Source organism: Streptomyces sp. NPDC007346, from assembly GCF_040703535.1.
Classification (GTDB): Bacteria; Actinomycetota; Actinomycetes; order Streptomycetales; family Streptomycetaceae; genus Streptomyces.
In genome coordinates, this window is the sequence record NZ_JBEYKR010000092.1 from 18,535 (window position 1) to 28,440 (window position 9,906).

A 9,906-nucleotide genomic window follows, 5' to 3' on the forward strand; every position below is an offset into this window, starting at 1 on the left:
CGCCGAGATGAGCACAGCAGCACCGACGACAGCAGCACCGAAGCACGCGGAGAAGGCACGGCGCACGGCGGACAGGATCGCGGATCACCTGCGAGACCCCCTCAACTTGGCCCCACCGAAGCCCGACGCCCCCCTGGTCTCCCTGGCCAGTGGGTTCGCGGGCCTCTCCCTGCTCCACACGTCCCGCGCCACCGGTGGTGACGCCGAGGAACGAGCCGCCGCGCACCGGTACCTCAGCGCTGCGGCGGCAGCCATGAAACAGCTCCCGACACCTCGGTTCGGGCTGCACTACGACCTGTGCGGCCTGGGCTTCGCAGTGGCGCTGGCCCAGGGAGCCGGCGGCGGGTACGGGCGTGCCCTGGAGTCCCTCGACGCCGAAGCCGTACAGGCGACCCACGCGATCTGCGAGCACGTGGAGAGCGAGCCCCTCGGGTCGATGACCCGTTTCGACGCCTTGGAGGGCCTCGCCGGCATAACGCGTCATCTCCTGCTGCGCGGCCTGGGCGGCGACGGCGCCACCGAGCGTGCCCTCACCTGCCTCACAGCCATGGTCGAGCCGGCCGAGCACCACGGTGAGCACGTGCCGCGGTTCTGGTCCACCAGCCCCCCGAACTGGCACCCGCGAACGGCCCCGGCCGTGCGCGAGCTCGGACACCTCAACCTCGGACTGGCCCACGGCATCGCCGGCCCGCTCGCCGTCCTCTCCACCGCCTTCGCAGAAGGGGCGGCCGTCCCCGGCCAGGCATCGGCCATCGCCCGTATCGTCGGCCTTCTGGAACGGTTCCGAGGTGAGGACCGGTACGGCACGTTCTGGCCCAACTACGTCTCCCTCGCCCAGTGGGCTGACCCGTCCATCCCCCACGTCCGCAGTCGGGTCTCCTGGTGTTACGGAGCTCCGGGGGTCTCCCGTGCCCTGCAGATCGCCGGCCGGGCCCTCGGTGAGGAATCCTGGCTGCGCACCGCGCAGGCCTCGGTCGACGCACTGTGCGACCTTCCCCTCGACCTCTGGCACGTCGACCACTGGTCGTTCTGCCACGGCTGGGCGGGGAACATGCATGTGCTGCGCCACTTCACCGACGGCCCGAACGGCGGACGTGTCACGGCCCTTGTCGACACCGCTGCGGAACAGATCATCGACACCTTCGAGGACGGCCTGCCCGCTCCCTTCGAGATCGGCCTGGCCTACCTCACACCGGGCAACGAGCCGGCCGGTCTCCTGGAAGGGGTCTCAGGGCTCGCCCTCGCGCTGCGGTCCTACGCCGACCCTGGAGAGCCCACCCCCTGGGATTCCGCTTTCCTGGTGTCCTGACGCTCCCGGACCTCATCCCGCTCGGCGAAGAACAGCTGACCGTGCCCGCCCCTCCTGCAAGCCCCGGCGGTCTCCGTCCGAGGGGCGCCGGAGACGGAGACGTCCGCCACCGCACTGCGGCGCACGGTCGGCGTCTTCGTGGCAGGCGGGGCGAAGGCCCCGGTGCCCCGGCGAGCGTCAGCCGGTCTGGGCCCCGGCCAGCAGTTCCTCGGTCCGGGCCAGCTCCTCGGCGCTGAACTCCAGGTTCCGCACGGCCTGCACGCTGTTCTCCAGCTGGGTGACGCTGCTCGCGCCGACGACGGCGGAGGTGAGGCGGCCACCGCGCAGCACCCAGGCCAGGGCCAGCTGGGCGAGGGACTGGCCGCGCTCCTTCGCGAGGGCGTCCAGGGCGCGCAGCCGCTCCACCAGCTGGGGTGTGACCGCGTCGGGGGTGAGGAACGGGCTGGCGCCCGCCGCCCGGGAGCCGGCCGGGATGCCGTGCAGATAGCGGTCGGTGAGGATGCCCTGCTCCAGCGGGGAGTAGGCGATGGAGCCGACGCCCAGCTCGTCGAGCGCGGTGAGCAGCCCGTCCTCGGGGCGCCGGTCGAGCATCGAGTAGCGGGGCTGGTGGATGAGCAGGGGCGTGCCGAGGTCCTTGAGGATCGCGGCGGCCTCGCGGGTCTGCTCGGCGGAGTAGTTGGAGAGGCCGACGTAGAGGGCCTTGCCCTGGCGTACGGCGGTGTCGAGCGCGCCCATCGTCTCCTCGAGCGGGGTCTCGGGGTCGGGGCGGTGGGAGTAGAAGATGTCGACGTACTCGACGCCCAGGCGCTTCAGGCTCTGGTCCAGGGAGGAGCGCAGGTACTTCCGCGAGCCCCACTCCCCGTACGGACCGTCCCACATGTGGTAGCCGGCCTTGGTCGAGATGACGATCTCGTCGCGCAGCCTGGCGAAGTCGCCGGCGAGCGCGCGGCCCAGGGTGAGTTCGGCGGAGCCGGGCGGCGGGCCGTAGTTGTTGGCCAGGTCGAAGTGGGTGATGCCCAGGTCGAAGGCGCGGCGCAGGATGCGGCCCTGCTCGTCGGGGGTCCGGTCGCCGCCGAAGTTGTGCCAGAGGCCGAGGGAGAGCGCGGGCAGCAGCAGGCCGCTGCGGCCGGTGCGCCGGTAGGGCATGGCGGAGTAGCGGTCGGCGGACGGCAGGTACATGGGGAGGCTCCGCTGGAGGTACGGGGGTGGCGCGCCGGGACCGGCGCGGGGGCGGGGTCCAGGTTTCCGCAGATCGATCCAGCAGTCCAACAGGAGATTCCGCTCGGATTCATCGCCTACATTGCTCAATCATGGAACTGCGTCAGCTGGAGCACTTCGTCGCCGTCGCCGAGGAGCAGCACTTCACCCGCGCCGCCGAGCGCCTCGCCGTCTCGCAGTCCGGGCTCTCGGCCTCCGTACGGGCGCTGGAGCAGGAGCTGCGGACGCCGCTGTTCAGCCGCACCACGCGGACGGTCCGGCTCACCGAGGCGGGGCGGGCGCTGCTGGTGGAGGCGGAACGCACGCTGGCGGGCGCGCGGGCGGCGCGGGACGCGGTCGACGCCGTACGGGGGCTGCTGCGCGGGACGCTGACGCTGGGGGTCGAGCAGTGCGTGGCGGGGGTGAGCCCGGCGCGGCTGCTGGCCGCGTTCCACCGGGAGCACCCGCAGATGGAGCTGCGGCTGCGCCAGGAGGGGACCAGCAGCCTGCTGGACGGGGTGGCCGGGGGGCGCCTGGACCTCGCGTTCGCGGCCACGGTGAGCCCGGCGGAGTGGCGCGGGGAGCTGATGCCGCTGGCGCGGGAGGAGATGGTGGTGCTGTGCGCGGCGGGGCACCGGTTCGCCGGGCGGGCCCAGGTGGCGTGGGAGGAGTTGCCGGGTGAGTCGTTCATCGACTTCCACCCGGACTGGGGGCCGCGGCGTGCGGCGGACGAGGCGTTCGCGGCGGCGGGGGCCCGGCGGACGGTGGGCCTCGAGGTCAACGACGTCCACAGCCTGCTGGAGCTGGTGCAGGAGGGGCTGGGTATCGCGGTGGTGCCGCACCACTTCTCCCGCAAGCCGGAGGCGGCCCGGCTGGTCGCGGTGGAGGTGGAGCCGGCGGGCGGGCGGCGGGCGGTGTGCGAGAGCGTGGTGGTGCTTCCGGCGGCGGGGAGCCTGAGCCCGGGGGCGCGGGCGCTGATGCGGCTGGTGCGGGGGGACGCGGTGCGGGAGGCCGGGGTGCCGAGCCTCTGAGCGCGCACCGGCCGGCCAGGTCGGGCGTGACCGTTCCGAAAGCCACCAGGGTGCGCCGAGCCTGTGAACCCGCACCGGGCTCACGGGCTCAGCTCGACCCCGTACGCCTCAGTCCTCGTGCCCCAGCTGGAGGTCCCTCTCCGTGCGGCCCCCGCCCGCCACCTGGAGCACGGTCGCGACCGGCGGGTATCCGGCGGCGATCACCGTGTACTCGCCGGACGACAGGTCCACGAACCGGAACGAGCCGTCGGGCCCGGTGGTGAGGGTGTCCACCACGTTGCCCGCCGCGTCCAGCAGGGTGACCCGGGCGTCCTCCACCGGCCGGCCGCCGGTGGCCCGGACGACGCCGCGCAGCACGGCCCCGCCCGCCAGTTCGATGTCCTGCCGGGTCTCGCGGGCGGCCTGGACGCTGACGGGGAGGGCGGCGGGGCGGAAGGCGGGGGCGCTGGCGGCGAGGGTGTACTCGCCGGCGACCAGCTCGGTGATGACGTAGCCGCCCTCATACCCGGTGCGGGTGGAGGCGACGACCTCGCCGCGTACGTCGGTGAGGGTGACGGCCGCGTCCCGGACCGGCGCCCCGTCCGGCGTCAGGACGGACCCGGCGAGCCGGCCGGCCCCGCCGAGGACCACGTCCAGTTCCACGGGCCGGTCGCCCACGGTGACGCTGACGGCCTGCGGCTGGTGACCGCCCGCCGCTGCGATGAGGACGTAGCTGCCGGCGCCCGGGACGCTCAGCGCGTATCCCCCGTCCTCGCCGCTCGCCCCGCGCCCGACCTGCTGCCCCTGGACGTCGATGAGGGTGAGGGCGGCCCTGGGCACTTTCGTACCGTCCGAGTGCTGGACGCTGCCGCAGACGGGCACGCCGGAGAGGTATCCGGCCGTGGGCCTGCCGGAGTCGGTGCGGGCGGCGGGGATCGGGGTGGGCTCGGTGGCCGCTTCGGGGCTGTGGTGGGACACCAGCGGTTTCTCCTTGAGGAAGAAGGCGAGGATCAGGCCGAGGACGAGCACCGGCACGAGGTAGAGGAAGATGCGCGGCATCGCGTCGACGTACGCCTGGATGTAGGCGTCACGCAGCGCGGGCTCCATCGCGTGGACGATCTGCGGGGTGATCGACTCGGGGGCGGGCAGTTCCACGCCCGTGGGCAGGCGGAGGTCGAGGGCGTCGGAGAGCCGCCCGGCGAACAGCGTGCCGAAGATCGCGGCGCCGACGCTGCCGCCGATCTGCCGGAAGTAGTTGTTGGCGCTGGTGGCGGTGCCGAGGTCGGCGGGGCGTACGGAGTTCTGCACGGCGAGCACGAGGACCGACATGACCAGGCCGATGCCGGTGCCGAGGACGGCCTGCCAGAGGCTGTACGCCAGGCGGGAGGTGCCCGCCTCGAGCCCGGAGAGCAGCCACATGCCGACGACGGAGACGGCGCTGCCGACGATGGGGTAGAGGCGGTAGCGGCCGGTGCGGGTGATGAGCTGGCCGGAGACGACGGAGCCGGCGACGATGCCCAGCATCATCGGGAGCATCAGGAGCCCGGACTCGGTGGCGCTGGCCCCGTCGACCATCTGGAGGTAGGTCGGCAGATAGCTGGCGGCGCCGAAGAGCGCCACACCGATGACTGCGCCGACCAGACCGGTGATGTTGAAGACCGAGTCGCGGAACAGCCGTAGCGGGATGACCGGTTCGGCCGCGCGGTGCTCGACGGCGACGAAGAGCAGCGTGGTGACGACGGCTCCGGCCGTCAGGCCGAGGATGGTGGGCGAGGCCCACGCGTACTCGGTACCGCCCCAACTGGTCACCAGCACCAGGCAGGTGGAGGCGACGGCGAGCAACAGGGCGCCCAGGACGTCGAGTCGGGGGCGTACGGCGGGCTTGGGGAGCTTGAGCACGACGGCGATCACGGCGAACGTGACCAGCCCGAACGGCACGTTGATGTAGAAGCACCAGCGCCAGGACGCGTGGTCGGTGAAGAACCCGCCGAGCAGCGGTCCGGCCACCGAGGCGAGGCCGAAGACCGCGCCGATGAGCCCCATGTAGCGGCCGCGCTCCCGGGGCGGGACGATGTCCGCGATGATCGCCTGGACGCCGATCATGAGGCCACCGCCGCCGATGCCCTGGATCGCGCGGAAGGCGATCAGCTCCTCCATGGTCCGCGACCAGCCGGCCAGCGCGGAGCCGATGACGAAGACGACGATCGCGAACTGGAAGACGCCCTTACGGCCGAAGAGGTCGCCGAGCTTGCCGTAGAGCGGCAGGACGATGGTGGAGGCGAGGAGGTAGGCGGTGACCGCCCAGGACATCTTCTCCAGGCCGTGCAGCTCACCGACGATCTTCGGCAGGGCGGTGGCGACGATCATCTGGTCGAGCGCCGCGAGCAGCAGGGTGAGCATCAGCCCGAGGAAGACCATGCGGACCCGGCGGGGGCTGATCTCCTCGGCCGTCGGGAGCGCGCCGGGGCCGACCGGCGGTGGCGGCTCTCCCCCGCGAGCCGCCGTACCGTCCGGCTCGTCCTTCACCAGCGTGACACCGCCCACCACGTAACGCTCCCCTTCGTCGCACCTGCGCCGCCCATTTCTCGCATCGCGCGGTGAGGCGGGGCAAACGTGATGAGGGGCGCGCAGGGCGCGTTCGGAGGGCTTAGGTGCCGGTGGGAGCCGTTACGGCGCACAACCGGCCACCCCGGAAGACCACCCGTTCCGGTGAGGCCGGCCGTCGAGCGGGAGCCGGGCCGTTCGAGGCTCCGGCGTGCGTGCGGAGCCTACTTCTCGACCTCGGTGGCGAGGTTCTGGAGCAGCTCGTCGTAGATCCGGCCGAGGCCCTTGGGGGCGAAGGTCCGCTCGAAGAAGCCGCCGATGCCGCCCGCGCCGTCCCAGACGGTGGTGACGACGGCCTTGGACCTCCCCTCACCGGCCGGGGTGACGGTCCAGGTGGTGACCATGGAGGAGTTGCGGTCCTTCTCGACGAGCTGCCCGTCGGTCGGCTCGGTGACCTCCAGCAGGCAGTCGCGGACCCGCTTGCTGGTCGCCTGGAGCTTCCAGTGGACGAGGGTGCCCTCGCCGTCGCCGCCCTCCCGGACCTCGTACTCGCTGAAGTGCGCGGTCAGCACCTTGCCGCGGACGTCCTTGTAGTCGGCCAGCGCGTCGAACACCGCCTCCGCGTCCGCCGCGATGATCCGCTCCGTCGTGGCCTCGACCTGCGCCATGGCTGTTCCTCCAGCACTTCGGTTGTCCGGGGTGATCCGGGGGTTGGGGGGTCTCCCGGGCTGAGCCAACCACCTCCGGTACGGCCCCTCAAAATCGCCGGCCCGCGGGCCGCCCGGGGTTCAGGGCCGTGGGCCGCCCGAGGCCTGGTCCGCACGATCAAGGGAACAAGTGTTCTATTCTGTGGCCAGTGCTACCGAGGAGGCGTCCATGCGCTGGGACAATCTGGTCGAAAACAGCCCCATGACCGGCAACAGCGCGCTCTTCGCCGCGGACGCGGTGACCACGCGCACCTTCGACACCCCGGAATTCCGGGGCATCACGTTCCACGAGATCCGGGCCCGTTCGATCCTGAACCGGGTGCCCGGGGCCTCGCGGATGCCGTTCGAATGGACGGTGAACCCCTACCGGGGCTGCTCGCACGCCTGTGTGTACTGCTTCGCCCGCAAGACGCACAGCTATCTGGATCTGGACACCGGCATCGGGTTCGACTCCCAGATCGTCGTCAAGGTCAACGCCGCCGAACTGCTCCAGCGGGAGCTGGCCTCCCGGCACTGGCGGGGCGAGCACGTCGCGATGGGCACCAACGTCGACTGCTACCAGCGGGCGGAGGGGCGCTACCGGCTCATGCCGGGCGTCATCAGCGCCCTGCGCGACCGCGCGAACCCCTTCTCGATCCTGACCAAGGGCACCCTGATCCTGCGGGACCTGGAGCTGCTGCGGCAGGCCGCCGAGGTCACCGAGGTCGGCGTCTCGGTCTCCGTCGGCTTCACCGACCGCGAGCTGTGGCGCACGGTCGAACCCGGCACCCCCTCCCCCGAACGCCGGCTCGACGTCGTACGCGCCCTCACGGACAGCGGGATCGGCTGCTCGGTCCTGATGGCCCCGGTCATCCCCTTCCTCGGCGACGGCCCGGAGCAGTTGCGCGCCACCGTGTCGGCCATCGCGGCGGCGGGGGCCTCCTCGGTGACCCCGCTGGTCCTGCATCTGCGCCCCGGCGCCCGCGAGTGGTACCTGCGCTGGCTCGGGCTCCACCATCCACACCTGGTGCCGAGGTACGAGCGGATGTACGCGGGCGGCTCGTACGCCCCCACCTGGTACCAGCGCCGGATCACCCGCCAGGTGCACGAGCTGGCGGACGAGTTCGGGATCGGCCCGGCGCACCGGGGCGAGGCCCGCCGGATCACGCCCGCGCGGACGGCGCAGGACGAGGCGAGGGACGAGCCGGAGCCGGGACCGACACAGCTCACGCTGCTGTGACGCCTGTGAGTCCCGCGCCGCCTCCCCGTGACGCCTGCCGCCTCCCGCACGACGGCTGCGCCCGCCGCCCCTCGTGGCACCCGCGCCCGCCTTCCGCAGGGCCGATGGCGTGACCGTACGGGTCAACTCCGCGCGGAATCGGCGCCCGGCCCGTGGATCTCGGGGAGCATGCGGCGGGGACCGGCCCATCCGCCGCCGCGTCCCCTCCACCTCGGGAGGCCCCATGACGAAACGTGCAGGAATCCTGGTCGCGGCCGGTGCGACGGTCGCCGGTCTGCTGGCCGCCGCCCCGGCCCCGGCCGCCGCCTTCGGGGCGAGCGCGCCGCCCGCCCCGGAGCTCGCCTGGACCGACTGTCCGACGGAGAACCATCCGACGCTCCAGTGCGCGAAGGTCGACGCCCCGCTGGACCACACCGACCCCTCGGGCCGCCAGGTCACCCTCGCCCTGTCCCGCGTCCCGCACACCGCGAAGACCTTCCAGGGGCCGCTGCTGGTCAACCCGGGCGGGCCCGGCGGCAGCGGCCTGTCGATGGCCGGGTTCGTGGCCTCGGCGCTGCCGGAGAAGGTGGCCGCCCAGTACGACGTGATCGGGTTCGACCCGCGCGGGGTCGGGAGGAGCAGCCCGGCGCTGAACTGCCTGCCCGGCCACTCCGACCCGGTGCGCCCGGACTCGGTGCCCGCCTCCTACCGTGACGAGCGGGTCAACCGCGACCGCGCGGCGGCCTTCGCCCGCGCCTGCGGGGAGAAGCACGGCGACGTGCTGCCGTACATGGACACCGTCAGCGCCGCGAAGGACCTCGATGTGATCCGCCGGGCCCTGGGCTCGGAGCAGATCAACTACTTCGGTTACTCGTACGGCACCTATCTGGGCGCCGTCTACGCGAAGCTCCATCCGGAGCGGGTGCGGCGTCTGGTCCTGGACTCGGTGGTCGGGCCCGACGACGTCTGGTACCAGGGCAACCTCAACCAGGACCACGCCTTCGACGACCGCCACAAGGCGTTCGCGGCCTGGGTCGCGAAGCACGACGCGACGTACGGACTGGGCACCGACCCGGCCGGGGTCGAGGCCGCCTGGTACCGGATGCGCGCGGCCGTGGCGGCGGAGCCGGTGGACGGCAGGGTCGGGGCGAGCGAGCTGGAGGACACCTTCCTGCCCGGCGGGTACTACAACGGCTACTGGCCCTACCTCGCCGAGGCGTTCGCCGCGTACGTGAACGACCAGGACACCGGGGCGCTGGTGAAGGCGTACGAGAACTTCGGTGCCACCGGCGCGGGCGGCGACAACAGCTACTCCGTCTACACCGCCGTCGAGTGCCGCGACGCCGGCTGGCCCCGGCACTGGAGCACCTGGCGCAACGACGCGCGCCGGATCCACGCCAAGGCACCCTTCATGGCGTGGAACAACACCTGGTACAACGCGCCGTGCGCGGACTGGCCGGTGGCGCCGCTGAACCCGGTCCAGGTGGCCAACGACCGCCTCCCGGCGACGCTGATCCTCCAGGCCACCGGCGACGCGGCGACCCCGTACGCGGGCGCGGTGGCCATGCACCGCAAGCTCAGGGGCTCCAGCCTGGTGGTGGAGGAGGGCGGCGGCAACCACGGCATCACGCTGAGCGGCAACGCCTGCCTGGACCGGCACCTGACGGCCTATCTGACCGACGGGACCGTCCCGCGCGGCCGGGGCGGCAGCGAGGCGGACGCGGTCTGCGCGGCGCTCCCGGACCCGAAGCCGCTGCCGGCCGCGAAGGCGGCGGCCCAGTCGGTGGACAACAGCACGGGCAGCCGCCTGCACGGACTGCTGGGCCCGCGCCACTGAGGTAGGCCCTGAGGGTGCGCGCCTCGGCGTCCGGGTCAAAGCGCGTACCCCCGCCGGCACCCCTCAGGGGGTCTCGGCCCCCTGGGGCAGCCGTCCCAGCGCCT

7 protein-coding genes are annotated in these 9,906 nt (G+C 72.8%); 4 read left to right on the plus strand and 3 right to left on the minus strand.

Features of this window, described 5'->3' with window-relative positions; translation table 11 throughout:
• Positions 1 to 7: 7 nt before the first annotated feature.
• Positions 8 to 1,309 (plus strand): lanthionine synthetase C family protein, encoded by a 1,302-nt coding sequence (locus AB0917_RS22645; protein ID WP_366821429.1) that lies wholly within the window; start codon positions 8 to 10, stop codon positions 1,307 to 1,309.
• Between the two features lie 177 nt (positions 1,310 to 1,486).
• Here the strand turns inward: AB0917_RS22645 and AB0917_RS22650 are convergent, their stop codons facing one another.
• Entirely contained in the window at positions 1,487 to 2,488 is a 1,002-nt protein-coding gene (locus AB0917_RS22650) for an aldo/keto reductase (protein WP_366821430.1), read from the minus strand.
• 131 nt (positions 2,489 to 2,619) lie between these two features.
• On the opposite strand from AB0917_RS22650, the gene AB0917_RS22655 reads away from it, so the two are divergent.
• A complete protein-coding gene (locus AB0917_RS22655; RefSeq protein WP_366821431.1) occupies positions 2,620 to 3,537 on the plus strand; it encodes a LysR family transcriptional regulator in 918 nt (305 codons plus the stop codon).
• Between the two features lie 108 nt (positions 3,538 to 3,645).
• On the opposite strand, the gene AB0917_RS22660 is transcribed toward AB0917_RS22655, so the two are convergent.
• A complete protein-coding gene (locus AB0917_RS22660) occupies positions 3,646 to 6,063 on the minus strand; it encodes an MFS transporter (protein ID WP_366821432.1) in 2,418 nt (805 codons plus the stop codon).
• A 221-nt stretch (positions 6,064 to 6,284) separates the two neighbouring features.
• The gene (locus tag AB0917_RS22665) at positions 6,285 to 6,728 is read right to left on the minus strand and encodes an SRPBCC family protein (protein ID WP_161267503.1); all 444 of its coding nucleotides are present in this window, start codon (positions 6,726 to 6,728) and stop codon (positions 6,285 to 6,287) included.
• Between the two features lie 208 nt (positions 6,729 to 6,936).
• On the opposite strand from AB0917_RS22665, the gene AB0917_RS22670 reads away from it, so the two are divergent.
• Complete coding sequence (locus AB0917_RS22670) at positions 6,937 to 7,986, plus strand: Rv2578c family radical SAM protein (protein WP_366821433.1); 1,050 nt, start codon at positions 6,937 to 6,939, stop codon at positions 7,984 to 7,986.
• A gap of 223 nt (positions 7,987 to 8,209) precedes the next feature.
• Positions 8,210 to 9,802, plus strand: a complete 1,593-nt coding sequence (locus tag AB0917_RS22675) for an alpha/beta hydrolase (RefSeq protein WP_366821434.1) — start codon at positions 8,210 to 8,212, stop codon at positions 9,800 to 9,802.
• The last annotated feature ends 104 nt before the right edge of the window (positions 9,803 to 9,906 follow it).

Excerpts from the sequence above, each read along its gene's own strand:
- AB0917_RS22645 (WP_366821429.1), top strand. The coding sequence starts at position 8 with ATGAGCACAGCAGCACCGACGACAGCAGCACCGAAGCACGCGGAGAAG.
- AB0917_RS22650 (WP_366821430.1), bottom strand. The coding sequence starts at position 2,488 with ATGTACCTGCCGTCCGCCGACCGCTACTCCGCCATGCCCTACCGGCGC.
- AB0917_RS22655 (WP_366821431.1), top strand. The coding sequence starts at position 2,620 with ATGGAACTGCGTCAGCTGGAGCACTTCGTCGCCGTCGCCGAGGAGCAG.
- AB0917_RS22665 (WP_161267503.1), bottom strand. The coding sequence starts at position 6,728 with ATGGCGCAGGTCGAGGCCACGACGGAGCGGATCATCGCGGCGGACGCG.
- AB0917_RS22670 (WP_366821433.1), top strand. The coding sequence starts at position 6,937 with ATGCGCTGGGACAATCTGGTCGAAAACAGCCCCATGACCGGCAACAGC.
- AB0917_RS22675 (WP_366821434.1), top strand. The coding sequence starts at position 8,210 with ATGACGAAACGTGCAGGAATCCTGGTCGCGGCCGGTGCGACGGTCGCC.